Consider the following 24,453-nt stretch of genomic DNA (forward strand, 5'->3'; position numbering starts at 1 on the left):
GTCCCGCCACCGGCCGACCGCCGGTTCCCCGCACCCCGGCCCGCCCGTCGATCACGGGCGGGCCGGGGTGCCGTCGCCCGGAAGGTGCCCATGAGCCTCCACCCGACCGCCCCGACCGAGTACCCGGTGGACCCACCGGGGGTGCGACTGACCCGTGACGGCCCGTACGTCGCCGTCCTCACCCTGGACCATCCGCCCGCCAACGCGCTCTCCGCCCCGGTACGGGCGGCGGTCGGGCGCGCGCTCGACGCGGTGGAGGCCGACACCGCGGTCCGGGCGCTCGTCCTCACCGGGGTCGGCCACTTCAGCGCGGGCGGGCACCTCGGCGAGGAACGACGGGCCCGCGACGACGGCACCTCCGCGGACTTCCTGGACGGGGTCCTGCGGCTCACCGACCGGATCGAGGAGCTGCGGGTCCCGGTGGTCGCCGCCGTCACCGGGGGCGCGGTCGGCGGTGGGCTCGAGCTCGCGCTGGCCTGCGACATCCGCGTCGCGGCCGACGACGCGTTCTTCGTCGCGGCGGGCGTGAACGTCGGGCTGATCATGAGCGTCTGGCGGCTGCCGCGGCTCATCGGTCTCGGACCGGCCCGGGAGATGCTGCTGACCGGGGAGCGCTGCGACGCGGCGACCGCGCTGCGGACCGGGCTGGTCGGCACGGTCGTCCCGGCGCGCGACCTGCTGCGGACCGCGTGCGGGCGCGCGCACCGGATCGCCACCCGGGCACCGCTGGCGGTCGAGGCGACCAAGGCCGCGGTCGGCCGTGCGCACGACCTCGACGCCGACGGCGCCCGCGCGCTGCAGGCCTCGCACTTCACCCGGCTGGCCGGGACCCGTGACCACCGCGACGCGGTGCGCGGTGTGCTGGACCGCAGGCCCGCGGTGTTCACCCGGCGCTGACCGGCCGGCCGGGCGCACTCAGGGGGAGAGCACGACCAGCGGGCAGTCCGCCGACGGATGGTCCAGCACCGTCGCGGTGACGCCGTACACCGCGGAGATCCGCTCGGGTGTCAGCACCTCGGCGGGGGTCCCCGTCGCCACGGCCCGCCCGGCGTCGAGCAGGCACAGCCGGTCGCAGTAGCGCGCGGCCAGGTTCAGGTCGTGCAGCGCCACCAGGGTGGGCAGGCCCAGCTCGCGGACGAGCTCCAGCAGCGCCAGCTGGTGGCGGACGTCGAGGTGGTTGGTCGGCTCGTCCATGACCAGCAGCGCGGGCCGCCCGACCAGCGCCCGCGCGACCAGGGTGCGTTGCCGCTCGCCGCCGGACAGGGTGGCGAACCGGCGCCCGGCCAGGGTGGTGAGGTCGAGCAGCTCCAGGGCGGAGCCGACCAGGGCGTGGTCGACGGGGTCGTCCGCGGCGAGCGGGCGCTTGTGCGGCGAGCGCCCCATCGCGACGACCTCGCGCACGGTGAGCGGGAAGTCCGACGGCATGTCCTGCAGGACCACCCCGACCCGCTGCGCCACCCACCGGGCCGGGCGGCTCCGGACGTCGGAGCCGTCGACCAGCACCGAGCCGGACGCCGGGACCCCGACCCGGTAGACGGTGCGCAGCAGCGAGGACTTGCCGCTGCCGTTCGGGCCGAGCAGCCCGACGACCTCGCCGGCCCCGACCGACAGCGAGACCCCGTCGACGAGGGTCGCCCGCCCGGCGACGACGTGCACGTCGCGGATCTCCAGCGGGGTCACCGGGCGTCCTGCCTGCGGCCGTCGCGGCGCAGCAGCCACACGAAGAACGGTCCGCCGACCAGCGCGGTCACGATGCCGACCGGCAGCTCCTCGGGGATGACGACGGTCCGGGCGACGAGGTCGGCGAGCACGGTGAACAGCGCGCCGACCAGCACCGCGACCGGCAGGCCCCGCCGGTGCCCGGAACCGACCAGGAACCGCACGACGTGCGGCAGCATGAGGCCCACGAACCCGATCACCCCGCTGACCGCGACGGTCACCCCCACCAGGACCGCGACGACGACGAACATCGCCTGCCGGAACCGGTGCACGTCGAGCCCCAGCGCACCGGCGCTCTCGTCGCCGGCCAGCAGCAGGTCCAGGTCGCGGGAGCGCGACACCAGCACCGTCACCCCGGCGGCGAGCACGACGGCCGGGACGACCAGCACCTCCCAGCGGGCGGCGCCGAACCCGCCGAGGGTCCAGAACAGGACCTGGGAGGCCAGCGTCGGGCTCGGCGCGGTGAGCACCAGCAGGCTGGTCAGTGCGGACAGCACCGACCCGACCGCGACCCCGCCGAGGATCAGCCGCAGCACGGTGATCCGCCCGGCCGAGCGGGCGACCGCCAGCACGACGGCGAGCGTGAGCAGCGCCCCGGCGAAGGCGGCCACGTTGAGGGTGAGCGCCCCCGCACCGAGCAGCCCGAACCGCATGACGACGACGGCGCCGGTCGCCGCGCCCGACGACACCCCGATCACGCCCGGGCCGGCCAGCGGGTTGCGCACCACGGCCTGCAGGACCATCCCGGCCACGGTCAGCGCCGCGCCGACCAGCCCGGCGAGCAGCACCCGGGGCAGCCGGGTGTCGGCGATGATCAGGTCCTCGGCCCGGGACCAGTCCGGGTCGGGCACCAGGGCGGTGCCACCGAGCCGGTGGGCCAGGATCCGCCAGGTCTGCGACCACGGCACCGACACCGAGCCCGTCGTCAGGGCCAGGCCTGCGGCGAGGACCAGCAGCACGCCGAGGACGGCCACCGCCGCCGTCGTCGACACACGGCCGTGCCCGGCGGTGCCGCGTGGTGCCGGCCCGGTCGCGGGGAGCGGACCGTTCGGGCGCAGCGCCGCGACGAGCTGCTCCCGCCGGGTCACCGGAACCGGTCGGGGTGCAGCTCGCGGGCCAGCCGTTCGACGGCGTCGACCGACCGCGGGCCGGGCTGGGCCTCCGACAGCGGGACGGTGGGGAAGGGGCGCGTCAGCGCGGGCAGCCCGGCGACCGCGGGGGTCGCCCGCAGCGTGGCGATCTTCGACTCGACGCTCGGGTCCAGGTAGTCGTAGATCAGGACGACGTCGGGGGCGCGCCGCGCGACCTGCTCCCACGACACCTCGCCCCAGCGCTGGTCGAGGTCGGCGAACACGTTGCGGCCGCCGGCGCGCTCGATCATGTCGGTGAGCAGGGCCCGCCCGCCCGCGGTGCGCGGGGCGTCGGTGCCGCTGTTGTAGACGAACACGTCGACCGGCTCGACCGTCCCCAGCCGCTCGGCGACGGCGTCGAGCCGCGTGCGCAGGGCGTCGACGCTCTGCCCGGCCCGCTCCGGCACCCCGAAGATCGCCCCGATGCGGGTCATCTCCCCGAACAGGTCCTCGAACCCGGAGCGTCCCTCGCGGCAGGACTCGGGGTTGAGGTGGGTGTCGATCCCCAGCTCCGCGAGCCGGGCGCGGGTGTGTCCGTTCGACTCGGAGAAGCCGTCCGGGTAGCCGGAGTAGACGAAGTCGGGCTCGGCCGCGAGCAGCTGCTCCAGCGCCGGCTGACCCGGCGCGAGCACCGGGACGGAGGCGTACGCCTGCGCGTAGCGCTCGCCGATCGGCCGGTTCTTCAGGTACGCGGTGCCGACCATCGACCGCTCCACGCCCAGCTCGAGCAGCAGCTCGGTGGCGTTCGAGGTCAGGGTGACCGCGCGGGTGGGCGGCGCCTGGTAGGTCGTGGTGACGCCGCAGTTGTCGTCGACGACCGGGAACCCGGCGGCCGGGGCGCCCGCGGTGGGGGCGTCGGTGACCGCGGCGCCGCAGCCGGTCAGCAGGAGGGCGGTGAGCGCGGCGGTCGCGGCGCGAAGTCGGGGGCGGGACACCGGACCAATGTATGAAAACCTGCTCAGATGTCCACAGTGTCTGGTGTGAGATGGGGCGTACTCACCCACGGCGCGGGCCCCCGCGACGCCGCGTCCGAGCTGGACGACACCGTCCGGCTCGCGGTGCTCGCCGAGGAGCTCGGGTTCTCCTCGTTCTGGGTCGCCCAGCACCATCTCGGCGCCCAGCAGGGCCACGTGTCCTCGCCGCTGGTCGTCCTCGCCGCGGTCGCGGCCCGTACCGCGCGCATCCGGCTGGGCACGGCCGTCGTCGTCGCGCCGCTGGAGCACCCGCTACGGCTCGCCGAGGACGCGGCCACGGTGGACGTGCTCAGCGGTGGCCGGCTGGAGCTCGGGCTGGGTGCCGGGTCGGACCCGGGGGTGTCGGAGGCGTTCGGGGCCGACCCGGCGCAGCGGCACGCCCGGCTCGACGAGGCCCTCGACGCGCTGACCGGTGCCGTCACGCCGGCGGCCCCGGGGCTGCGGGACCGGGTGTGGCTGGCGACGTCGTCGGCGGGTGGGGTCGACACGGCGGTCCGGCACGGCCTGGGGCTGCTGTCCGGTCGCCGTTCCGGGCCCGCGGGCCCCGACGACCACCGCTCGGCCCGGCTGCTCGGGCGGTTCCGCGCGGCCGGGGGAGCCCGGGTGGGACTGTCGCGGCCGGTGCTGCCCGGCGCGTCCCGTGCGGCCGTCCACGCCCTGCTCGCCCCGCACGTCGCCCGGCGCGGGCACGACCCGTCGGCCTGGTTCGCCGCCGGGAACGTCCACGCCGGGACCGGCCCCGAGGTCCTCGCCGCGCTCGCCGCCGACCCGTGCCTGCCCCACGCCACCGAGCTGCTCTGCCACGTCCAGCCCGCCCGCCTGACCCTCGACGAGCTGCGCCCCGTCCTGCGGGGGCTGGCGGCGGTGGCGGCCCGGGCCGCTCAGCCGCCGGTCGACACCGGATAGGGCACGAAGGTGCTGCGGTCCTCCAGGATCTGGGTCGCGTGGTCGAGGCGCGGGAAGGCCCGCTGCGGGCAGCGGGTCCGGCTGCAGACCCGGCACCCCGCGCCGATCGGGGTGGCCGCCGCCGGGTTGTCGAGGTCGAGCCCGTCGGAGTAGACGAGCCGGTGGGCATGGCGCAGCTCGCAGCCCAGCGCGATCGCGAACGTCTTGCCCGGCCGCCCCCACCGGCGCTGCGAGCCGGTGACGGTGCGCGCGACCCAGAGGTAGCGGGCGTCGTCGGGCATGGCTGCGACCTGCACGTCGATCTCGCCGGGGGAGGCGAAGGCGCGGTAGACGTTCCACAGCGGACACGTCCCGCCGCCGCGGGAGAAGTGGAAGCCGGTCGCGGACTGGCGCTTGGACATGTTCCCCGCCCGGTCCACCCGCACGAACGAGAACGGGACCCCGGGCTCCGACGGGCGCTGCAGCGTCGACAGCCGGTGCGCGATCGTCTCGAAGCCTTGTCCGAAGTGGTCGGACAGGCGCTCGATGTCGTAGCGGAAGGTCTCCGCCGTCGTGCGGAACTCGCCGTAGGGCAGGGTCAGGGCGGCGGCGAAGTACCGGGCCAGGCCGATCCGGGTCAGCGTGTGGGTGTCGGCGTCGACGGGCTCCTGCGCGGCGAGGGCCTCGATGGTGTCGTCGTGCTCCAGCAGGGCGAGCTGGGTCGCCATCCGGAACGCCTGCTGCCCGGCACGCAGCGTGGGCGAGAGCCGCAGCACCCGGTCGACGGGGTCGTAGCGGTGCAGCTCGCCGGCGCCGCCGCGGTCGTCCTCCAGCCCGGCGATGCCGACGCCGTGCACGCTGCGCAGCCGCTCCGCCAGCGCGCGCCGCACCTCGCCGCGCCGGACCCCGATCCCGGTGGCCAGGGACTCGGCGGCGTCGTCGAGCTCGGCGACGTGGTTGCGGCGCCGGTAGAAGTAGTCGCGCACCTGCTCGTGCGGGGACGCCGACCGGATCCGGTCGCTGCCGTCGCGCGGGCCGTCGGCCGCCGCGGCCAGGTGCTCGTCGGCGCGTCGCCAGCGCCGGTACAGCTCCAGGACCGCGTCGGCGGCCGAGGGCAGCTCCGCGGCGAGCCGTTCGATCTGGCCCACCGGGACCGACCCGGCGGCCGAGGTGGTCTCGGCGAACACCTCGTGCAGCTCGGCGACGAGTCGCTCGGGCCGCCGGGCCGCGAAGAACGCCGCGTCGACGCCGAACACCTCGGTGATCCGTAGCAGGACCGGCACGGTCAGCGGGCGCGAGCCGTGCTCGATCTGGTTGAGGTAGCTGGGCGAGATCTCCAGGGTGCGGGCCAGCTGGGCCTGGCTCATCGAGCGGGTCTCGCGCAGCGCGCGCAACCGGGTCCCCGGGATGCCTGAGGTCGCCATGCTGCGGACTGTAGCCGAGGACACCCTTCGCAACCTTCGCAGAATCCGGCCGGAAGATGCGCAGGAGTTGGCAGGTCGCCACCGTCGCCGGACCCCGGTCCCGGCTCCGATGCTGGTCGCACCCCGTTCGAGAGATCGCCACACCCGCCGGTCACCACCGGCCGGGCCGTGAGCGCGGACACGGACGAGACCTTCGCAGAGGAGCACGACATGACCGGGACCCATCGCCAGGAGCGGATCGACGAGCTGGAGCGGCAGTGGGCGCAGGACCCGCGCTGGGCCGGGACCACCCGCGGGCACTCCGCACAGGACGTGGTGGCGCTGGCCGGCAGCGTCCGCGAGGAGCACACCCTGGCCCGTCTGGGCTCCGAGCGGCTGTGGCGGCTGCTGCACGAGCGCGACTACGTGCACGCACTCGGCGCGCTGACCGGCAACCAGGCGGTGCAGAGCGTGCGCGCCGGGTTGGAGGCGATCTACCTGTCCGGCTGGCAGGTGGCGGCCGACGCCAACCTGGCCGGGCAGACCTACCCCGACCAGAGCCTCTACCCGGCGAACTCGGTGCCGTCGGTGGTGCGCCGGATCAACAACGCGCTGCTGCGGGCCGACCAGATCAGCACCCTGGAGGGCCGTGCCGCCGCCGACGGCGGGGACGACCCGCACTGGCTGGTGCCGATCGTCGCCGACGCCGAGGCGGGCTTCGGCGGTCCGCTCAACGCCTTCGAGCTGATGCGGGCCATGATCGCCGCCGGGGCGGCGGGCGTGCACTGGGAGGACCAGCTCGCGTCGGAGAAGAAGTGCGGGCACCTGGGCGGGAAGGTGCTGGTCCCGACCTCGCAGCACGTCCGCACGCTGAACGCGGCGCGGCTCGCGGCCGACATCGCCGACGTGCCGTCGGTGATCGTCGCCCGGACCGACGCCCAGGCCGCCAACCTGATCACCTCCGACGTCGACGAGCGTGACCGGCCCTACCTCACCGGCGAGCGCACCGCGGAGGGCTTCCACCGGGTCACCGGCGGCATCGAGCCCTGCATCACCCGCGGTCTGGCCTACGCGCCGTACTCCGACCTGCTGTGGATGGAGACCTCGGTGCCGGATCTGGAGCTGGCGCGCAAGTACGCCGAGGCGATCAAGGGCCAGTTCCCGGACCAGCTGCTCGCCTACAACTGCTCGCCGTCGTTCAACTGGCGCAAGCACCTCGACGACGACACGATCGCCCGCTTCCAGCGCGAGCTGGGCGCGATGGGCTACGCGTTCCAGTTCATCACCCTCGCCGGCTTCCACGCGCTCAACCACTCGATGTTCGACCTGGCCAAGGGCTACGCCGCGAACGGCATGACCTCCTACGTGGCGCTGCAGGAGCGTGAGTTCGCCGCCGAGGCCGACGGCTACACCGCGATCAAGCACCAGCGCGAGGTCGGCACCGGCTGGTTCGACGCGGTCTCCACCGCGGTCAACCCGGAGTCGTCGACGACGGCGCTGGCCGGGTCCACCGAGTCCGAGCAGTTCCACGGCTGAACGGGTGCGCTGATGCTGCAGACCGACGTCCCCCCGGTCCGCAGGCGGACCGGGCTGCGCGCGGCGCTCGGCCGTGCCCGGCCGGGGGCGCGACCGCTGCGCTTCCAGACCGTCACCACCACCGCGGCCGCGCGTCAGGTCGCCGCACTCGGCCTCGACGGCGTCCACGTGACGGCGGCGACCGCGGGCATGGAGGAGCCGGTCGCGCTGACCGCGCGGATCGTGCGGGCCACCCCGCTGCCGGTCCTCGTGGACCTGGGCGGTGACGGCGACGCCGACGACGTCGCCCGGTTCGAGTCCGCCGGCGCGTCCGGTGTGCACCTCGACGACACCGATCCCGCCGACTACGCGGCCGACGACGTCGCGGCCCGGGTCCGCGCCGCCGTACGGGTCCGCCACGACCCGGACCTCCTGATCGGGGTCCGCACCACCGCCGGCGCCGCCGGCGGCCTGATCGAGACCATCGACCGTGCCCGCGCCTGTGTCGGCGCCGGTGCGGACGTGATCGTCGTCGAGGCGCCCGTGTCGCGGACCGCGTACACGGTCCTGCGCGAGGCCCTCGCCGTCCCGCTGCTCGTGACCGCGACCACGGTCACCGGCGGCGACCCGACCCCCGTCCTGCTGCCCACCGTCACGCAGCTCGCCGCCCTCGGCATGGACGTCGTGATCCACCCCGTCACCGGCCCGCGGGCCCCGGCCGCCACCGACCGTGGCCGCCGGGACCCGCGCGACGCAGGAACACCACGAGGTCCCGCCGGCGTGCTCCCGCCCGGAGCCCACGGCGGCGACCGCACCCGGGACCGCGCCGCGGCTCCCGCCGGAGGAGGACACCGATGACCGAGAACCCGAGGGACACCCACGTCCGGCGCGGCCTGGTGGGGGTCGTCGCCGACACGACGTCGATCTCCGACGTCGACCCCTGCCGCAACGTGCTGCTCTACCGCGGCTACCCGGCGCCCGGGCTGACCGAGCGCCACACCTTCCTCGACGTGGCGCACCTGCTGTGGACCGGCGAGCTGCCGGACGCGGCCGAGCTCGCCGCGCTGGAGCGGCGCGAACGGTCGCTGCGGGCGCTGGACCCCGCGTGCGAGGCGATGCTGCTGTCGCTGCCGACCGACTGCCACCCGATGGACGTGCTGCGCACCGCCGTGAGCCGGATCGGTGCCGCCGACCCCGCGACGGCGGACCGCTCCACCGACGCGAGTGCGGACAAGGCCGTGGAGCTGCTCGCGGTGCTGCCGACGGTCGTCGCGCTGGACCAGCGGCGTCGCCGCGGCCTGGACCCCATCCCACCGGACCCCGGCCTCGGCCACGCCGAGAACGTGTTCCACATGACCTTCGGGGAGGTCCCCGAACCGGAGGTCGTGCGGGCGTTCGAGATCGCCATGATCCTCTACGCCGACCACGGCTTCAGCGCCTCCACCTTCGCCGCCCGGACCGTCACCTCCACCCGGTCGGACCTCTACAGCGCGGTCGTCGCCGCGCTCGGAGCGCTCAAGGGCGAGCTGCACGGCGGGGCGAACGAGGCCGTGATGACCCAGTTCGCCGAGATCGGCGACCCCGACCACGTCGACGACTGGCTGGCCGCCCGGCTCGAGGCCGGCGAGCGGGTGATGGGCTTCGGGCACCGGGTCTACAAGCGCGGTGACTCGCGGGTGCCCGCGCTGCACGCGCAGATGCGTCGGGTCGCGGAGCTGCGCGGCGGCCGGGACCTGATGGCGCACTACGAGGTCCTCGCCGGCGCGATGCTCCGCGAGAAGGGGCTGCGCCCCAACCTCGACTACGCCGCGGGTCCGCTGTTCCACCTCATGGGGTTCGACACCCCGCTGTTCACCGCGCTGTTCGCGATGTCGCGGATCAGCGGCTGGACCGCGCACGTGATCGAACAGGCCGCACACAACGTCCTGATCCGTCCCGTCGCGCAGTACGACGGGAAGTCCCGGCGGGAGGTGGACGCCATTCGATGACACCCTGAATACGCGTCAGAGAACCGGACGGGTCCGATGCCCCGTCCGGTTCTCGGCATGCCCGGAATTCGACGAAGAATGGTGTTCCGGAACACATCCACGCAGGCAGTGGACATAGATGGACGTCCGACTTTATGGTCATAGGGCCAAGGCGGACGCTGTCGCGGACGCCGTTCCGGCTCCTTTTCCATCTCGTCGAACGGGGCACTCCCATGTCCGAGGTCATCGACCATTTCGTTTCCGGAAAACCGTGGACGGGTGCGTCCGCGCGATTCTCCGACGTCTTCGACCCCAACCACGGAACCGTCCGCAGCCGGGTCCGGCTCGCCGGTGCGGGCGACGTCGACGACGTCGTGCGCACCGCGGTGGCCGCGCAGCGGGAGTGGGCGGCGTGGAACCCCCAGCGCCGGGCGCGGGTCCTGCTCCGCTTCCTGGCGCTGGCGAACGCCCACGCCGACGAGCTGGCCGCGCTCCTGTCCTCCGAGCACGGCAAGACGCTCCCCGACGCCCGCGGCGACCTGCAGCGCGGGCTCGAGGTCGTCGAGTTCGCCGCCGGGGCCCCGCACCTACTCAAGGGGGAGTACTCCACCGACGCCGGACCGGGCATCGACGTCTACTCGATGCGCCAGCCGCTCGGCGTGGTCGCGGCGATCACGCCGTTCAACTTCCCCGCCATGATCCCGCTGTGGAAGGCGGCACCCGCGCTGGCCTGCGGCAACGCGGTGATCCTCAAGCCGTCCGAGCGCGACCCGTCGGTGCCGGTCCGGATCGCCGAGCTCTTCGCCGAGGCCGGGCTGCCCCCGGGCGTGCTCAACGTCGTGCACGGTGACCGCGAGGCCGTCGACGCCCTGCTGGTGCACCCCGACGTCGCCGCCGTCGGGTTCGTCGGATCCACCCCGATCGCCCGGCACGTGTACGCGACCGCCACCGCGCACGGCAAGCGCGCGCAGTGCTTCGGCGGGGCGAAGAACCACCTCGTCGTGCTGCCCGACGCCGACCTCGACCAGGCCGCCGACGCGCTGTCCGGCGCCGCGTTCGGCTCGGCCGGGCAGCGCTGCATGGCGATCTCGGTGGCGGTCCCGGTGGGGGAGGAGACCGCCGACCGGCTCGTCGCCAAGCTCGCCGAGCGTGCCCGTGGCCTGGTCCTGGGCCGCTCGGACTCCGAGACCGCGGACCTCGGGCCGCTGGTCGGGGCCGACGCGGTCGAGCGGGTCACCGGCGCGATCGACGCGGGCGTCGACGAGGGCGCGGAGCTCGTCGTCGACGGGCGCGGGGTGCCCGCACCGGAGGGCGCCGAGGGCGGCTGGTTCGTCGGCGGGACGCTGTTCGACCGGGTCACCACCGACATGGGCCTCTACCACGACGAGATCTTCGGCCCGGTGCTGTCGGTGGTCCGGGCCGCCGACTACGCCGAGGCGCTGCGGATCGCGAACTCCCACGAGTACGGCAACGGCGTCGCGATCTTCACCCGCGACGGCGACGCCGCCCGCGACTTCGCGGCGAAGGTGGAGACCGGCATGGTCGGCGTCAACGTGCCGATCCCGGTCCCGATCGCCTACCACACCTTCGGCGGTTGGAAGGCCTCCGGATTCGGCGACCTCAACCAGCACGGCCCGGACGCGTTCCGCTTCTACACCCGCACCAAGACCGTCACCTCGCGCTGGCCCTCCGGGATCAAGGACGGCGCCTCCTTCGTGATCCCGACGATGTCGTGACCGCCCGGTACGCCGAGACCGCCGAGCTGACCGACCTCCAGCGGGACCTCGTCGCCACGGCCGAGACCTTCGCCGCCGAGCGCCTCGCGCCGCACGCGGTGGCGTGGGACCGCGACAAGCACTTCCCGGTCGACGTGCTCCGCGAGGCCGCGAAGCTGGGCATGGCCGCGCTGTACGTCGCGGAGGACCACGGCGGGACGGGACTGTCCCGGCTGGACGCCGCGCTGGTGTTCGAGGCGCTGGCCACCGGCTGCCCGTCGCTGGCCGGGTACCTGTCGATCCACAACATGGTCACCGGCATGGTCGACCGGCACGGCACCGCCGCCCAGCGCGAGCGGTACCTGCCCGCGCTGTGCGCGATGGACGAGCTCGCCTCCTACTGCCTCACCGAACCCGACGCCGGCTCCGACGCCGCGGCCCTGCGCACCACCGCCGTCCGCGACGGCGACGACTGGGTCCTCGACGGCGTCAAGCAGTTCATCTCCGGTGCGGGCACCTCCGACCGCTACCTGGTGTTCGCCCGCACCGGCGGGCCCGGCGCCGCCGGCATCAGCGCGTTCCTCGTCGCCCGAGACCTGCTCGCGTTCGGCCCGGACGAGCCCAAGATGGGGTGGAACGCCCAGCCCACCCGGCAGGTCGTGCTGCGCGGGGTGCGGGTGTCCGACGACGACCGGCTCGGGGCCGAGGGCGAGGGCTTCCGGATCGCGATGGGCGGGCTCGACGGCGGCCGGCTCAACATCGGCGCCTGCTCGCTCGGCGGGGCTCGCGCCGCGCTGGACCGGGCCGTCGCCCACCTCACCGACCGCACCGCGTTCGGGGCGCCGCTCGCGCGGCGCCAGGGGCTGCGGTTCCGGGTCGCCGACGCCCACACCGAGCTCACCGCGGCCCGGCTGCTGCTGCACCGCGCGGCCCGGGCCCTCGACGCGGACGAACCCGGGGCGACCCGGCTCTGCGCCATGGCCAAGCGGCTGGCCACCGACACCGGCCACGACGTCGCCGACACCGCCCTGCAGCTGCACGGCGGCTACGGCTACCTCGCCGAGTACGGCATCGAGAAGATCGTGCGGGACCTGCGCGTGCACCGGATCCTCGAAGGCACCAACGAGGTGATGCGCGTGATCGTCTCCCGCGGACTGATGGGAGCGGACCAGTGACCACCACCTGCAGCGACGTGCGCCTCACACGCACCGGCCGGATCGGGCACATCGAGCTCGACCGCCCCCGGGCGATCAACGCCCTGACCCACGACATGGTCCGCGCGATCGCCGCGGCCCTCGACGACTGGGAGCACGACGACGGGATCGGCGCGGTGCTGCTGACCGGCGCGGGCGAGCGCGGCCTGTGCGCGGGCGGCGACATCCGCGCCATCCACGACGACGCGCGGGCCGGCGGCACCGCGACCCGGGACTTCTGGCGCGACGAGTACCGGCTGAACGCCCGGATCGCCCGCTACCCGCGGCCGTTCGTGGCGGTCATGGACGGGCTCGTCATGGGCGGCGGGGTCGGGGTCTCGGCCCACGCGAGCCACCGGATCGTCACCGAACGCACGCAGATCGCCATGCCCGAGACCGGGATCGGGTTCGTCCCGGACGTCGGGGGCACCTGGCTGCTCGGCCGTGCCTCCGGTGAGCTAGGCACGCACGCCGCGCTGACCGGGTGCCGGCTCGGCCCGGGCGACGCCCTGGCCATGGGCCTGGCCGACTGGTACCTGCCGACCGACACCGTCCCGGCGCTGCTCGCCGCGCTCGGCGACGTCCGGGTGACCGGCACCGCGTTCGACGAGCACCTCGGGCACCTGCTCCAGCACCTCGCCGCCCCCGAGCCCGAGGCCGGGCTCGGCGCGTCCCGCTGGTGGATCGACCGCTGCTACGCCGACGGCACCGCCGAGCAGATCGTCGCCCGGCTCTCGGCGTCCGGCGTGCCCGACGCCGAGGACACCGCCAAGACGATCGGGCAGCGCTCGCCGTCGTGCGTGAAGGTCGCGCTGGAGTCGGTCCGCCGGGCGCGCCGGCTCCCGTCGCTGGAGCACGCGCTCGACCAGGAGTTCCGGGTGTCGCTGCGCTGCCTCACCGAACCGGACATGGTCGAGGGGATCCGCGCGCAGGTCGTCGACAAGGACCGCAACCCGCGCTGGAACCCACCGGTGCTCGAACAGGTCGACGACACCCTGGTGGACGGCTTCTTCGCGCCGCTCACCGACACCGACGAGCTGGGACTGGGGGAGGACCGATGAGCCGGATCGCCGTCGTCGGACTGGGGAACATGGGCGGCCCGATGGCCGCCAACCTGGTCGCCGCCGGGCACGAGGTCACCGGGTACGACCCGGCCCCGGCGGCCCGCGACACCGCGGCCGCCGCCGGGGTGACGGTGCGCCCCACCGGCCCCGACGCCGTCCGCGACGCCGAGGTGGTGATCACCATGCTGCCCACCGGAGAGCACGTGCTGGCCGTCCACGACGAGCTGCTCCCGGCCGCACCGGACGGCGCGCTGTTCGCGGACTGCTCGACCATCGACGTCGCCTCCGCCCGGGCGGCCCACGCGCGGGCCGCCGCGACCGGGCACCCGTCGGTCGACGCCCCCGTCTCCGGCGGCGTCGTGGGTGCGGAGGCCGGGACGCTCACCTTCATGGTGGGCGGCGAGCAGGCCGCCGTCGACGCGGCGGGGCCGGTCCTCGCCGTGCTCGGGAAGCGCACCGTCCACTGCGGAGGGCCGAGCGCGGGCCAGGTCGCGAAGATGTGCAACAACATGGTGCTCGGCGCGTCGATGGTGGTGGTCGCCGAGGCGTTCGTGCTGGCCGAGCGCCTCGGGCTGGAACCGCAGGCCCTCTACGACGTCCTGTCCACCTCGTCCGGCCGGTGCTGGGCGGTCGACACCAACTGCCCAGTGCCCGGTCCGGTGCCCACCAGCCCGGCCAACCGGGACTTCACCGGCGGGTTCGCCGCCCAGCTCATGCTCAAGGACCTGCGGCTCGCCGACGCCGCGGCCGCCGAGGCCGGCGTCGACACCGCGGTCGGCAGGCGCGCCACCGAGCGCTACGCCGAGTTCACCGCGCGCGACCCGCGCACCCAGGACTTCTCGGCGATCATCACCGACATCCGGAGGGACCAGTCGTGACCGGGTACACCACCATCGTCGTCAGCACCCCGGCCGAGGGGGTCGGGCTGGTCCGGCTGGACCGGCCGAAGGCGCTCAACGCGCTGAACCAGGAGCTCATGCACGAGGTGATCACCGCCGTGCGGGCCTTCGACGCCGACCCGGCCGTCGGTGCGGTGGTGATCACCGGCTCGGACCGGGCGTTCGCCGCCGGGGCCGACATCGCCGAGATGGCCGGGCTGTCGCACGCCGAGGTCGTCGCGACCGACCTGTTCGCCGGCTGGGACGGCCTGACCGGGCTGCGCACCCCGCTCGTCGCGGCCGTCGCCGGGCACGCGCTCGGCGGTGGGTGCGAGCTCGCGATGCTGTGCGACGTGCTGGTCGCCGCCGACACCGCCCGGTTCGGGCAGCCCGAGATCCGGCTCGGGGTCATCCCCGGGATCGGCGGCTCGCAACGGCTCACCCGCGCGGTGGGCCGGGCGAAGGCGATGGACCTGTGCCTCACCGGGCGCACCATGGACGCCGCGGAGGCCGAGCGGTCCGGCCTGGTCAGCCGGGTGGTCCCGGCGGACACCCTGCTCGACGAGGCCCTCGCCGTCGCGTCCACGATCGCGGGGATGTCGCGGACGGCCACCGCCGCGGCGAAGGAGGCCGTGGCCGTCGCGCTGGAGACCTCGCTGGCCGAGGGGCTGCGGTTCGAGCGCCGGGCCTTCCACGCGCTGTTCGCCACGCCGGACCGGGCGGAGGGGATGGCGGCCTTCCTGGAGAAGCGGCCCGCGGTGTTCAGCCGTCCGGAGCGCCCGGGGGCAGCGCCGGATCGGCCTTGAGCGCGACCCCGGACAGCTTCAGCCGCCGGGCCTCGCTCATCAGCAGGGCGAGGGTGGTCGCGGCGGCGGCGTAGCCGGTGCCGTGCGGCGGGCGGACGTTGGAGATGCAGTTGCGCTCGGAGTCGCGGCGGCCCCGGTGGGCGTCGTAGGTGAAGTACAGCCCGAGCGAGTCGACCGAGCTCATCCCCGGCCGCTCCCCGACGAGCACGACGACGTGCCGCGCCCCGACCGCGGTCGCGATCTCGTCGCCGAGCGCGACCCGGGCCTGGGTGGCGACGACGACCGGCGCCACCCGCCACCCGTCGAGCCGGTCGAGGATCTCGGCCAGCATCCCGGGGGCGTGCTCGGCGACCGCGCGGGGCGAGAGCCCGTCGGCGACGACGAGCACCACGTCGTGCTCCCCGCGCGGCAGGTCGGTGCCGTCGGCGAGGCGGCGGCCCAGGTCGGGCCGGGTCAGGTACTCGGTGCGGTCGGCCGGGGCCCCGGCGGCGCGCAGCGTGTCCACCCCGAGCGCGGCGATCCGGTCGGCGAGCGCGTCGACGTCGAGCGGGATGTGCACGGCGTCGCGGGCCGCGGCGTGCGCCGCCCGCAGCTCCAGCAGCCGCGCGGTCGGCAGCGCGTCCCCGGCCCGGCCGAGCGCGACCCGCGCCCGGGTGGAGGCCCGCAGCAGCTCCAGCGGGTCGGACCCGCTCACCGCACACCTGCCGTGAGCGCCCGGACCGCGGACGGCGCGAGCTCCTTGAGTCGCCCGTCCGGCGCCAGCATGTCCATCGTGGACAGCCACGTCCCGAACTCGGGCGCCGGGCGCAGACCCAGCACCTGCCGGGCGTAGAGCGCGTCGTGGAAGGACAGCGACTGGTAGTGCAGCATCACGTCGTCGCCGCCGGGCACGCAGATGACGAACGAGCAGCCCGCCGCGCCGAGCAGCGTGAGCAGGGCGTCGGTGTCGTCGGCGTCGGCCTCGGCGTGGTTGGTGTAGCAGACGTCGACACCCATCGGGACACCCAGCAGCTTCCCGCACAGGTGGTCCTCCAGCCCGGCGCGGGTGATCTGCTTGCCGTCGTAGAGGTACTCCGGCCCGATGAACCCGACGACGGTGTTGACCAGCAGCGGGTCGAATGCGCGGGCCACGGCGTAGGCCCGCGCCTCCAGCGTCTGCTGGTCGACGCCGTGGTGGGCGTCGGCCGACAGCGCGGAGCCCTGCCCGGTCTCGAAGTACATGCAGTTCGTGCCGACGGTGCCCCGGCCCAGCGACAGCGCCGCGTCGTGCGCCTCGCGCAGCATCGCCAGGGTCACCCCGAACCCGGTGTTCGCCGCCTCGGTGCCGGCGACGGACTGGAACACCAGGTCCACCGGGGCGCCGCGCTCCATGATCTCGATGGAGGTCGTGACGTGGGCGAGCACGCAGGACTGGGTGGGGATGTCGTAGCGGGTGCGCACCTCGTCGATCAGGTGCAGCAGGTCGGTGGTGCGCTGCGGCGAGTCGGTCGCCGGGTTGATGCCGATGACGGCGTCGCCGCAGCCGAGCAGCAGCCCGTCGACGATGGACGCGGTCACCCCGGCCGGGTCGTCGGTGGGGTGGTTGGGCTGCAGCCGGGTCGCCATCGTGCCGGGCAGCCCGACCGTCGAGCGGAACGCGGTGACGACCGGGGTGCGCCGCGCGACGGCGATCAGGTCCTGCAGCCGCATCAGCTTGGCCGTCGCCGCGACCATCTCCGGGGTCAGGCCGGGCGCGAGCGCGGTGGTGTCGGTGGACGGGTCCAGCAGGTGCTCGCGGAACCCGCCGACGGTCATCGACGCGACCGGGGCGAACGCCGCGCGGTCGTGCGAGTCGACGATCAGCCGGGTCACCTCGTCGTCGTCGTAGGGGACGACCTGCTCCTCCAGGAACGTCGCGAGCGGCAGGTCGGCGAGCACCGTCTGGGCGGCCACGCGCTCGGACTCCGAGCGGGCGGCGACACCGGCCAGCACGTCCCCGGAGCGTTCCGGGGTGGCCGCGGCCAGCAGCGCCCGCAGGTCCGCGAACTCGTGGGTGTGCCCCCCGACGGAGGCCCTGCGGGTCGTCACGTGAGCTCGGCCTCCGCCTGTGCCAGCGCCGCGAACTCCTCGTCGGGGGCCGCGGCGACCAGGTGGTGTCGGGAGTAGAGCGCGAAGTACAGCATGAACAGGGCGAAGGCGCCGAGGGTCGCGCCCGCCGCGACCGGGTCGACGAGGAACGTCGCGATGACCGCGAGCACGGCGACGACCAGCGCGAACCCGGTCGTGACGACGCCGCCGGGGGTCCGGTAGGGCCGCGGCATCTCCGGCGCGGTCCGGCGCAGCACGATGTGGCTGACCATCATCAGCACGTAGGACAGGGCTGCGCCGAACACCGCCATGTTGAGCAGCACCGCGCCCTGCCCGGTGAGCGAGAGCAGGAAGCCGATCGCGCCGGGGACGATCAGGGCGAGCGTGGGGGCCTTGCGGCCGTTGGTCACCGACAGCACCCGCGGCAGGTACCCGGCGCGTGACAGCGCGAAGGTCTGGCGGGAGTAGGCGTAGATGATCGAGAAGAAGCTCGCGACGAGCCCGGCCAGCCCGACGTAGTTGACCACGACCCCCGCGGTCGACCCGCCGAGCGCCTCGACCAGCGGGTTGCCCGACTCCGACAGCGCCTGCGCGCCGAGCGCGCCGGTCGCGAGCACCAGCACCAGCGCCCCGGTGACGAGCAGGACCAGCATCGCGGCGACGATCCCGCGGGGCACGTTCCGCTCGGGGTCGCGTGCCTCCTCCGCAGCCAGCGGGACGCCCTCCAGCGCGAGGAAGAACCAGATCGCGAACGGCACCGCCGCCCAGATCCCCAGGTAGCCGAACGGCAGGAACGGCGACGCTCCGGCGGCCGCGGTCGGCGCGATGTCGACGAGGTTCGCGGTGTCGAACAGCGGCACCGCGGCGACGGCGAACACCACCAGTCCCAGCACGGCGACCGTGGTGATCACGAACATGACCTTGAGTGCCTCGCCGACACCGGCGATGTGGATGCCGATGAACAGCAGGTAGGCGGCGAGGTAGACCCACCACCCGTCGGTGATCCCGAACAGGCCCAGCGACTCGACGTAGGCGCCGATGAAGGTGGCGATCGCCGCGGGGGCGATGGCGTACTCGATGAGGATCGCGGTGCCGGTGGCGAACCCGCCCCACGGGCCCAGCGCGCGGCGGGCGAAGGTGTAGCCGCCGCCCGCGGCGGGCAGCGCCGAGGACAGCTCGGCCATGCCCAGCACCATCGCGAAGTACATGCCCGCGATGACGACGCCGGCGATCAGCAGCCCGCCGAACCCGCCCTGGGCGAGGCCGAAGTTCCAGCCCGAGTAGTCGCCGGAGATGACGTAGCTGACGCCGAGCCCGGCGAGCAGGACCCAGCCCGCCGCCCCGGTCCGCAGCCGGCGTCGCTCCAGGTAGTCCGACGGGTCCTGGGCCATGTCGTCCTCCTGGGCGCGTCCGCACCGGCGGGGACCGCCGGGTGTGGGGACAAGCTAGGGAGTACGGGCCGGACCGGGGTAGGGCCGCGCGGGGTAACCGTGTGAAGAGTGTGTGTCCGCCGCGGGGTGCGGGGCGGTGCGGCAGTGGCGCCCGCACCGCCCCGCACCGGGGTGCTCAGTCCGCGAGCTTGCTGATCGCCTGCGCCCAGAGGAAGAACTTGTTGGTGCCCAGGTCACGGACGGTCGTGATGTTGAACGCCTCCTTGAGGAGCTTCGCGTCGCCCTCGGAGACGCCCTTGAGCGCGTCCACGGGGGCGTCGGCCAGCTCGGCCACGCTCTTGTCCTCGTACGCCTTGTCGACCTTGCCGGCGATGTCGCCCACGGTGGTCCCTTCTCACTGCGGCCCCACGGCCGCGTCGGACGGTTGGCGGGATTCACCCTGGCAGCGATCGGTGCACGGTGGAACGATCGCCACCGGCGTCTCGGCGAACGGGTCGGGTGGTCCGACGAACGTGACGGCCGCTCAGTGCTCCAGCGCCGCGTCCACCATCCCGAGCAGGTCCGCCTCCAGCCGGGCCCGCGCCGGCGGGGCCAGGTCCGCCGCCCACAGTGGGCGGCCGCCGATCCCGTCGGCGGCGGCGAGGACCAGCGTGCGCGTCGCCTCCGGCACCCCGTCCGCGGCCAGCGCGGCCTGCCAGCGCTCGTCGTCGGCCCGGGCCAGGTGGAGGACCTCCGGCACCGCCAGCAGCTGCGCGATCAGCGTGAACCGCTCCAGTGCCTCGCCCTCGTCGACCGGGGCCAGGCTCGCCCGCACGTAGGCGCGCACGAGCCGGCCCGGTGTCCCCTCGGGTCGGTCGAGATGGGCGTGCACGGCGTCGCGGAAGGTGTCGAGCTCCGCCTGTGCCAGCGCGACGAGCAGCGCGGTCTTGCTGGGGAAGTGGTAGACGAGCCCGCCCTTGGAGACCCCCGCCTCGCGCGCGACGCGGTCGAGGGTCGTGCCGATTCCGCCGCGGCGGATGGCGGAGCCCGCGGCGTCGAGCACCAGCCTGCGGGTGTCCTCGGGGGACCGTCCGGACGTGCGACCCATCGGTCCATCCTCCCGTCCCGGGTCGGCGAGGCGGACACCACGTCGAAACTTCACCGACCAGTCGGTACAGTTTTCTGCATGTCCGATGTCGTCGCTCCCCGGGAGCTCCCGCCCCGCCGCCGCTGGGCGGCCCTCGCGGTGCTGTCGATCGCCGTCCTGGTCCTGGCGATCGACAACACCGTGCTCTATCTGGCGGTGCCCTCGCTGACCGCCGACCTGTCGCCGACGGCGAACGAGGTCCTCTGGATCGGCGACGTCTACTCCCTCGCCCTGGCCGGGTTGCTCGTCGTGATGGGCTCGCTGGCCGACCGCGTCGGGCGCAAGCGGCTGCTGCTCGTCGGCGCCGCGGCGTTCGGTGCGGCGTCGCTGTTCGCGGCGCTGTCCACCAGCCCCGCCATGCTGATCGCGGCCCGGCTGCTGCTCGGCGTCGCCGGGGCGACCCTGATGCCCTCGACGCTGTCGCTGATCCGCACCGTGTTCACCGACCCGGCCGAGCGGGCCCGGGCCATCGCGGGCTGGGCCGCCGCGGCGAGCGGCGGCGCCGCGGTCGGGCCGCTGGTCGGCGGCGCGCTGCTGGAGCACTTCTCGTGGGGCGCGGTGTTCCTGATCAACGTGCCGATCATGGTCGTGCTGATCGTGGCCGGGATGTGGCTGCTCCCCGAGTCGCGCGACCCCGAGCCCGGCCCGTTCGACCTGCTCTCGGCGCTGCTGTCGATGGCCGCGATCGTGCCGGTGGTGTGGGCGGTCAAGCACACCGTCGCCGCGGGTGTCGACGTCACCGGGGTCGCCGCACTGGCCGCCGGGCTCGCACTGGGGGCGCTGTTCGTCCGTCGTCAGCGACGCCTGCCGGTCCCGCTGATCGACGTGTCCCTGTTCGCCCGCCCCGCGTTCGCCGGGTCGGTGTTCGCCGGGTTCATGGCGGTGTTCGCCCTGATCGGGACACTGTTCTTCTTCTCCCAGTACCTGCAGCTCGTGCGCGGGTTCTCGCCGCTGCAGGCCGGGCTCGGGGAGCTGCCGACCACGCTGTCGGCGATCGCCGTCGTGGCCGTCGTGGGGAGGTTTTCGCGTGCGCTGGGGCTCGGCCGGGCGATCGCGGTCAGCCTCGCGCTGGTCACCGCGGGGCTGGTGGCCGTCGCGGTGACCGAGGGGTTCACCAGCTACCTGTGGCTGGCGCTGGCGCTGGTCCCACTGGGGCTCGGCGTCGGCCTGACCCAGACGCTCACCACCGACGCGGTCGTGTCCTCGGTCCCGCCGCGCAAGGCGGGCGCGGCCTCGGCCATCTCCGAGACGGCCCTGGAACTGGGGGTCGCGATGGGCGTCGCCGTGCTCGGGTCGGTGGTCTCGCTGGTCTACCGCGGGCACCTCACGCTGCCCGACGGGCTGGACCCGGCGGCGCGGGCCGCGGTGACCGACTCGCTCGCCGTGGGCACGAACGCCCTCGACCCGGCCTCGCCGGTCCTCGACGGCGCCCGCGCGGCGTTCACCACGGCGATGCAGACGACGTCGCTGATCGCCGCGGCCGTCACCCTGGCCGCCGCGGTCGTCGCCTGGCGGACCATCCCGGCGACGGCCGGGGACGGTCACGGTGCCGGGACCGTCCCCGGGGCGCGCACGGCCGCCGACCGCGCCCGGTGAAGCAGGATGCCGGTGCTCAGCGGCGGAACATCCGCCGGAGGTGGCCGCCCGCGTGCAGCGCGACCGCCCACATCAGCGGCTCGGCGGCGAGCCGCACGATCCGCTTGCGGTCGCTGTCGAGCCCCGCGCCGTCGTGGCCGTGCCGGAACTGGGAGATGTTGCCCGGGAAGATCCCGACCAGGAACGCGGTGAGCAGCGCCGACATCCGGCGGCGCTCCTTCGGCAGCGCGATCAGGCCCAGCCCGGCCGAGAGCTCCACCCCGCCGGAGACGAGGACGGTGGCGTCGGCGTCGAACGGGATCCAGTGCGGGACCTGCGCCCGGAAGCCCTCCCGGGCGAAGGTCAGGTGGCCGACGCCTGCGAGCAGCATGCCGGCGCCGGCGACGTACCGGGCGATCTCCTCGGTGCTGGTGGGCGGGGTGGGACGGCGCGTCGTGACAGTCATGATCACGGACTTCCCCGTCCGCGATCGGTCATGCACAACCGAATACCCCGTTCCGCGGTCGACGCCGGCACCCGCGGTCCGGTAGGAGATCAGGGGCCGATCCCGGTCGGCCGACGACACACACCGGACACCACGCAGGGAGACCCGACGATGGGTGCACTCGAGGGCAAGGTCGCGCTGATCACCGGAGGGGAGAGCGGCATCGGCCTGGCGGCCGCCCGGCTCTTCGTCGCCGAGGGGGCGCGGGTGCACCTGGTCGGGATCGACGAACCGCGGCTGAAGGCCGCCGCCGAGGAGCTCGGCGCCGACCACGCGATCGCCACCGTCGCCGACGTCGCCGACGAGGCGGCGGTCGCCGAGGCGGTCCGGGCCGGTGCGGCCCACTACGGCCGCTACGACGTGCTCTTCAGCAACGCGGGCAACTCCGGGGAGCTGGCGAGGATCACCGACTACCCGTCGGAGGTGTTCGCCCGCACCCTGGCCATCCACGTGCTCGGCGCGTTCCACATGCTCAAGCACACGACCCCGCACATGAACGACGGCGGCAGCGTCGTCATCACCTCCAGCGTCGTCGGGCTGGTCGGCTTCGGCGACCTGTCGGCCTACGTCGCGGCCAAGCACGGCCAGGTCGGGCTGATGAGGTCCGCGGCCAAGGAGCTGGCGCCGCGCCGGATCCGGGTCAACACCCTGCACCCGGGCCCGACCTCGACCCCGTTCCAGGACGACATCGAGATGCGCGCGACCGGCAAGGACCAGGCCGCCGCGGCGCTCGACTTCGACGCGATGATCCCGCTCGGGCGGCACACCACCACCGAGGAGATCGCGCGCGCGGCGCTCTACCTGGCCTCGGACGCGAGCGCGATGGTCACGTCCTCGACCTTCGCGATCGACGGCGGCATGAGCGGCTGACCCCGCACCGGCGGGTCAGTTCCCGCCCGCTCCACCGCCGCCGCCGGGACGTCCCGGCGTCGCCTCGACGGTGGCCTGCGGCAGCAGGACCTGCTGGCCGTCGTCGAGGCCGGACCGGACCTCGGTGAACTGGTCGCCGACCAGGCCGGGGACGAACTGCCGGGTCACCGCGGCGCCGTCGTCGCCGGGCACGTCGACGACCGAGCGGCCGCCCTCCTGCCGGACGGCGGTGTTCGGCACCCGCAGCACCCCGTTGCGGGCCTCGGTGCGCACGTCGGCCTGCGCGGTCTGGCCGTCGCGCAGCTGCGGGTCGGTGCGGTTCAGCACGACGGTCGCGTAGTAGCTCACGACGCCCGACAGCTGCGTCGCGGTCGGCGCGACGGCCACCACGGTCGCCGGCAGGCTCACCCCGGGCAGCGCGTCGACGGTGACGTCGACGGTCTGGTTCGGGGCGACCCGGGCGGCGTCGCTCTCCTCGAACGGGACGACCAGCTGGTAGGTCTGCAGGTCGTTGAGGGTGAGGAACGGTGCCCCGCCGGCCGCGGACGCGCCGCCCCCGGTGGCTCCCGCGCCGCCCGAGGCCGCCGAGGCCGACCCGACGGCCTGCGGGATCCGGGCGTCGGTGCCGGGGGCGAGCGCGGTCGCGGCGTTCGCGGCGGGCACGACGTCGCCCACCGCGCCGTTGATCGCGGACACGGTGCCGGCGACCGGGGCGCGCAGCAGGGTGTCGTCGAGGGCGCGCTGGGCGTCGGCGAGGGTGTTGCGGGCGTCGGCGACCACGGCGTCCTGCACCGCGACGTCGGCCGGTGCGTCGTTGTTCGCCCCGGTGAGCTGGGAGCGGGCGTCGGACACCGCGCTCTCGGCGTTCGCGATCGACACCCGGCCGGAGGCGGCACCGGTGTCGCGGCTGCCCTCGGCCTGCGACAGCGCCGTCTGCGAGGTGATGACCTGGCCCTTCGCCGTCGTCACGGCCTGCTCGTCGGCGGCGACGGCGGTGCAGGCCGGGTCGGTCGCGGCCGCGCCGAGGCCGGACCCGCCCGACGCGCCGGACCCGCCGGACAGGCCGCCGAGCAGCCCGCCGCCGGACGGGTCGGTGGTGGGCTCGGGGGTGGCGGTCGCGGTGCTGCCACCGGAGCGCTTGCAGGCCCGCCGGTCGGTCTCCAGCTGCTGCTGGGCCGCGGCGAGCTGCTTGCGGTCGAAGGCGAGCTGGACCTTCGCCCGCTCGACGGCGGTGTCGTTGGCCGCGTTCTGCGCGCCGACCTGGTCCCGGGTCGCGGCCAGCACCGACTCGGCCGAGGCCAGCGACGCCTGCGCGGCCTCGACGGTGTTCGCGCCGGTCAGCTTGCCCAGCGACGCCTGCTGCTGGTCCAGCCCGGCCTGCGCGGAGGCGACCTTCGACCGGGCCTCGGCGTCGTCGAGCCGGGCCAGCGGCTGCCCCGCCGCGACGGTCTCGCCGACCTCGACCAGCAGCTCGGTGATCCGGCCGCCGTCGGTGAACCCGAGGTTCTGCTGGGTGATCGACACCAGCGAGCCCGACGCCGACACCCCGGTGGAGACCACACCCCGGTCGACGACGGCCGTCGGCGGTGGCTGGTCCCCTCCGGTGCAGGCCGTGAGGCCGACGAGTCCGGCGAGCAGCAGGCTGCCCGCGAGCCGCAGTCGGGTCATGA

Annotated in this window: 23 protein-coding genes; 12 read left to right on the forward strand and 11 right to left on the reverse strand. The window is 74.7% G+C overall.

Annotated elements, in window-relative coordinates; translation table 11 throughout:
* Positions 1–90 precede the first annotated feature (90 nt).
* Positions 91–897, forward strand: coding sequence for an enoyl-CoA hydratase/isomerase family protein (locus KPL57_RS03425; RefSeq protein ID WP_226350419.1), 807 nt, complete (start codon positions 91–93; stop codon positions 895–897).
* A gap of 18 nt (positions 898–915) precedes the next feature.
* Here the strand turns inward: KPL57_RS03425 and KPL57_RS03430 are convergent, their stop codons facing one another.
* From KPL57_RS03430 to KPL57_RS03440, 3 genes are read right to left on the reverse strand one after another with little or no spacing between them, the layout of a single operon-like run.
* Entirely contained in the window at positions 916–1,680 is a 765-nt protein-coding gene (locus tag KPL57_RS03430) for an ABC transporter ATP-binding protein (RefSeq protein WP_226350420.1), read from the reverse strand.
* Positions 1,677–2,807, reverse strand: coding sequence for an iron ABC transporter permease (locus tag KPL57_RS03435; RefSeq protein WP_226350421.1), 1,131 nt, complete (start codon positions 2,805–2,807; stop codon positions 1,677–1,679). The genes KPL57_RS03430 and KPL57_RS03435 overlap by 4 nt, the downstream gene beginning before the upstream one ends.
* Positions 2,804–3,784, reverse strand: a complete 981-nt coding sequence (locus KPL57_RS03440; RefSeq protein ID WP_226350422.1) for an ABC transporter substrate-binding protein — start codon at positions 3,782–3,784, stop codon at positions 2,804–2,806. The genes KPL57_RS03435 and KPL57_RS03440 overlap by 4 nt, the downstream gene beginning before the upstream one ends.
* Before the next feature lie 45 nt (positions 3,785–3,829).
* Between KPL57_RS03440 and KPL57_RS03445 the strand changes: the two genes are divergently transcribed.
* Positions 3,830–4,729 (forward strand): LLM class flavin-dependent oxidoreductase, encoded by a 900-nt coding sequence (locus tag KPL57_RS03445; RefSeq protein WP_226350423.1) that lies wholly within the window; start codon positions 3,830–3,832, stop codon positions 4,727–4,729.
* On the opposite strand, the gene KPL57_RS03450 is transcribed toward KPL57_RS03445, so the two are convergent.
* Positions 4,705–6,132, reverse strand: a complete 1,428-nt coding sequence (locus KPL57_RS03450; protein ID WP_226350424.1) for a short-chain fatty acyl-CoA regulator family protein — start codon at positions 6,130–6,132, stop codon at positions 4,705–4,707. The genes KPL57_RS03445 and KPL57_RS03450 overlap by 25 nt on opposite strands.
* Positions 6,133–6,342: 210 nt before the next feature.
* On the opposite strand from KPL57_RS03450, the gene aceA reads away from it, so the two are divergent.
* From aceA to KPL57_RS03490, 8 genes are all read left to right on the forward strand, one after another.
* The gene (gene aceA / locus KPL57_RS03455; protein ID WP_226350644.1) at positions 6,343–7,647 is read left to right on the forward strand and encodes an isocitrate lyase; all 1,305 of its coding nucleotides are present in this window, start codon (positions 6,343–6,345) and stop codon (positions 7,645–7,647) included.
* Between the two features lie 12 nt (positions 7,648–7,659).
* The gene (locus KPL57_RS03460) at positions 7,660–8,484 is read left to right on the forward strand and encodes an isocitrate lyase/phosphoenolpyruvate mutase family protein (RefSeq protein ID WP_226350425.1); all 825 of its coding nucleotides are present in this window, start codon (positions 7,660–7,662) and stop codon (positions 8,482–8,484) included.
* Complete coding sequence (locus KPL57_RS03465; protein WP_226350426.1) at positions 8,481–9,614, forward strand: bifunctional 2-methylcitrate synthase/citrate synthase; 1,134 nt, start codon at positions 8,481–8,483, stop codon at positions 9,612–9,614. The genes KPL57_RS03460 and KPL57_RS03465 overlap by 4 nt, the downstream gene beginning before the upstream one ends.
* Before the next feature lie 212 nt (positions 9,615–9,826).
* Positions 9,827–11,329, forward strand: coding sequence for a CoA-acylating methylmalonate-semialdehyde dehydrogenase (locus KPL57_RS03470; protein ID WP_226350427.1), 1,503 nt, complete (start codon positions 9,827–9,829; stop codon positions 11,327–11,329).
* On the forward strand, positions 11,326–12,483 hold the full coding sequence (locus tag KPL57_RS03475) for an acyl-CoA dehydrogenase family protein (RefSeq protein WP_226350428.1): 1,158 nt from the start codon (positions 11,326–11,328) through the stop codon (positions 12,481–12,483). Before KPL57_RS03470 ends, KPL57_RS03475 begins: the two co-directional genes overlap by 4 nt.
* Complete coding sequence (locus KPL57_RS03480) at positions 12,480–13,562, forward strand: enoyl-CoA hydratase/isomerase family protein (protein WP_226350429.1); 1,083 nt, start codon at positions 12,480–12,482, stop codon at positions 13,560–13,562. Before KPL57_RS03475 ends, KPL57_RS03480 begins: the two co-directional genes overlap by 4 nt.
* A complete protein-coding gene (gene mmsB / locus KPL57_RS03485) occupies positions 13,559–14,443 on the forward strand; it encodes a 3-hydroxyisobutyrate dehydrogenase (RefSeq protein ID WP_226350430.1) in 885 nt (294 codons plus the stop codon). The genes KPL57_RS03480 and mmsB overlap by 4 nt, the downstream gene beginning before the upstream one ends.
* Entirely contained in the window at positions 14,440–15,249 is an 810-nt protein-coding gene (locus KPL57_RS03490; protein WP_226350431.1) for an enoyl-CoA hydratase, read from the forward strand. The genes mmsB and KPL57_RS03490 overlap by 4 nt, the downstream gene beginning before the upstream one ends.
* On the opposite strand, the gene eutC is transcribed toward KPL57_RS03490, so the two are convergent.
* The 5 genes from eutC to KPL57_RS03515 form a co-directional block, all read right to left on the reverse strand.
* Entirely contained in the window at positions 15,206–15,943 is a 738-nt protein-coding gene (eutC, locus tag KPL57_RS03495) for an ethanolamine ammonia-lyase subunit EutC (RefSeq protein ID WP_226350432.1), read from the reverse strand. The two genes, KPL57_RS03490 and eutC, sit on opposite strands and share 44 nt — an antisense overlap.
* On the reverse strand, positions 15,940–17,316 hold the full coding sequence (locus KPL57_RS03500; protein ID WP_226350433.1) for an ethanolamine ammonia-lyase subunit EutB: 1,377 nt from the start codon (positions 17,314–17,316) through the stop codon (positions 15,940–15,942). Before KPL57_RS03500 ends, eutC begins: the two co-directional genes overlap by 4 nt.
* A complete protein-coding gene (gene eat / locus KPL57_RS03505; protein WP_226350434.1) occupies positions 17,313–18,707 on the reverse strand; it encodes an ethanolamine permease in 1,395 nt (464 codons plus the stop codon). Before eat ends, KPL57_RS03500 begins: the two co-directional genes overlap by 4 nt.
* Before the next feature lie 175 nt (positions 18,708–18,882).
* Positions 18,883–19,089, reverse strand: coding sequence for a hypothetical protein (locus KPL57_RS03510; protein WP_226350435.1), 207 nt, complete (start codon positions 19,087–19,089; stop codon positions 18,883–18,885).
* A gap of 141 nt (positions 19,090–19,230) precedes the next feature.
* Entirely contained in the window at positions 19,231–19,794 is a 564-nt protein-coding gene (locus KPL57_RS03515) for a TetR/AcrR family transcriptional regulator (protein WP_226350436.1), read from the reverse strand.
* Between the two features lie 78 nt (positions 19,795–19,872).
* Here KPL57_RS03515 and KPL57_RS03520 point away from each other — a divergent pair, with 78 nt between their 5' ends.
* The gene (locus KPL57_RS03520) at positions 19,873–21,429 is read left to right on the forward strand and encodes an MFS transporter (RefSeq protein ID WP_226350437.1); all 1,557 of its coding nucleotides are present in this window, start codon (positions 19,873–19,875) and stop codon (positions 21,427–21,429) included.
* A gap of 16 nt (positions 21,430–21,445) precedes the next feature.
* Here KPL57_RS03520 and KPL57_RS03525 read toward each other — a convergent pair whose 3' ends face one another.
* Positions 21,446–21,874, reverse strand: a complete 429-nt coding sequence (locus KPL57_RS03525; RefSeq protein ID WP_178373026.1) for a hypothetical protein — start codon at positions 21,872–21,874, stop codon at positions 21,446–21,448.
* Between the two features lie 150 nt (positions 21,875–22,024).
* On the opposite strand from KPL57_RS03525, the gene KPL57_RS03530 reads away from it, so the two are divergent.
* Positions 22,025–22,783 (forward strand): SDR family NAD(P)-dependent oxidoreductase, encoded by a 759-nt coding sequence (locus KPL57_RS03530; RefSeq protein ID WP_226350438.1) that lies wholly within the window; start codon positions 22,025–22,027, stop codon positions 22,781–22,783.
* 15 nt (positions 22,784–22,798) lie between these two features.
* Here the strand turns inward: KPL57_RS03530 and KPL57_RS03535 are convergent, their stop codons facing one another.
* Positions 22,799–24,451, reverse strand: coding sequence for an HlyD family efflux transporter periplasmic adaptor subunit (locus tag KPL57_RS03535; protein ID WP_226350439.1), 1,653 nt, complete (start codon positions 24,449–24,451; stop codon positions 22,799–22,801).
* Between the last annotated feature and the right edge of the window lie 2 nt (positions 24,452–24,453).

The organism is Pseudonocardia sp. ICBG601 (assembly GCF_020496245.1).

Excerpts from the sequence above, each read along its gene's own strand:
- aceA (WP_226350644.1), top strand. The coding sequence starts at position 6,343 with ATGACCGGGACCCATCGCCAGGAGCGGATCGACGAGCTGGAGCGGCAG.
- KPL57_RS03525 (WP_178373026.1), bottom strand. The coding sequence starts at position 21,874 with ATGACTGTCACGACGCGCCGTCCCACCCCGCCCACCAGCACCGAGGAG.
- mmsB (WP_226350430.1), top strand. The coding sequence starts at position 13,559 with ATGAGCCGGATCGCCGTCGTCGGACTGGGGAACATGGGCGGCCCGATG.
- KPL57_RS03460 (WP_226350425.1), top strand. The coding sequence starts at position 7,660 with ATGCTGCAGACCGACGTCCCCCCGGTCCGCAGGCGGACCGGGCTGCGC.
- KPL57_RS03520 (WP_226350437.1), top strand. The coding sequence starts at position 19,873 with ATGTCCGATGTCGTCGCTCCCCGGGAGCTCCCGCCCCGCCGCCGCTGG.
- eat (WP_226350434.1), bottom strand. The coding sequence starts at position 18,707 with ATGGCCCAGGACCCGTCGGACTACCTGGAGCGACGCCGGCTGCGGACC.
- KPL57_RS03425 (WP_226350419.1), top strand. The coding sequence starts at position 91 with ATGAGCCTCCACCCGACCGCCCCGACCGAGTACCCGGTGGACCCACCG.
- KPL57_RS03535 (WP_226350439.1), bottom strand. The coding sequence starts at position 24,451 with ATGACCCGACTGCGGCTCGCGGGCAGCCTGCTGCTCGCCGGACTCGTC.
- KPL57_RS03465 (WP_226350426.1), top strand. The coding sequence starts at position 8,481 with ATGACCGAGAACCCGAGGGACACCCACGTCCGGCGCGGCCTGGTGGGG.
- KPL57_RS03530 (WP_226350438.1), top strand. The coding sequence starts at position 22,025 with ATGGGTGCACTCGAGGGCAAGGTCGCGCTGATCACCGGAGGGGAGAGC.
- KPL57_RS03470 (WP_226350427.1), top strand. The coding sequence starts at position 9,827 with ATGTCCGAGGTCATCGACCATTTCGTTTCCGGAAAACCGTGGACGGGT.
- KPL57_RS03450 (WP_226350424.1), bottom strand. The coding sequence starts at position 6,132 with ATGGCGACCTCAGGCATCCCGGGGACCCGGTTGCGCGCGCTGCGCGAG.
- KPL57_RS03515 (WP_226350436.1), bottom strand. The coding sequence starts at position 19,794 with ATGGGTCGCACGTCCGGACGGTCCCCCGAGGACACCCGCAGGCTGGTG.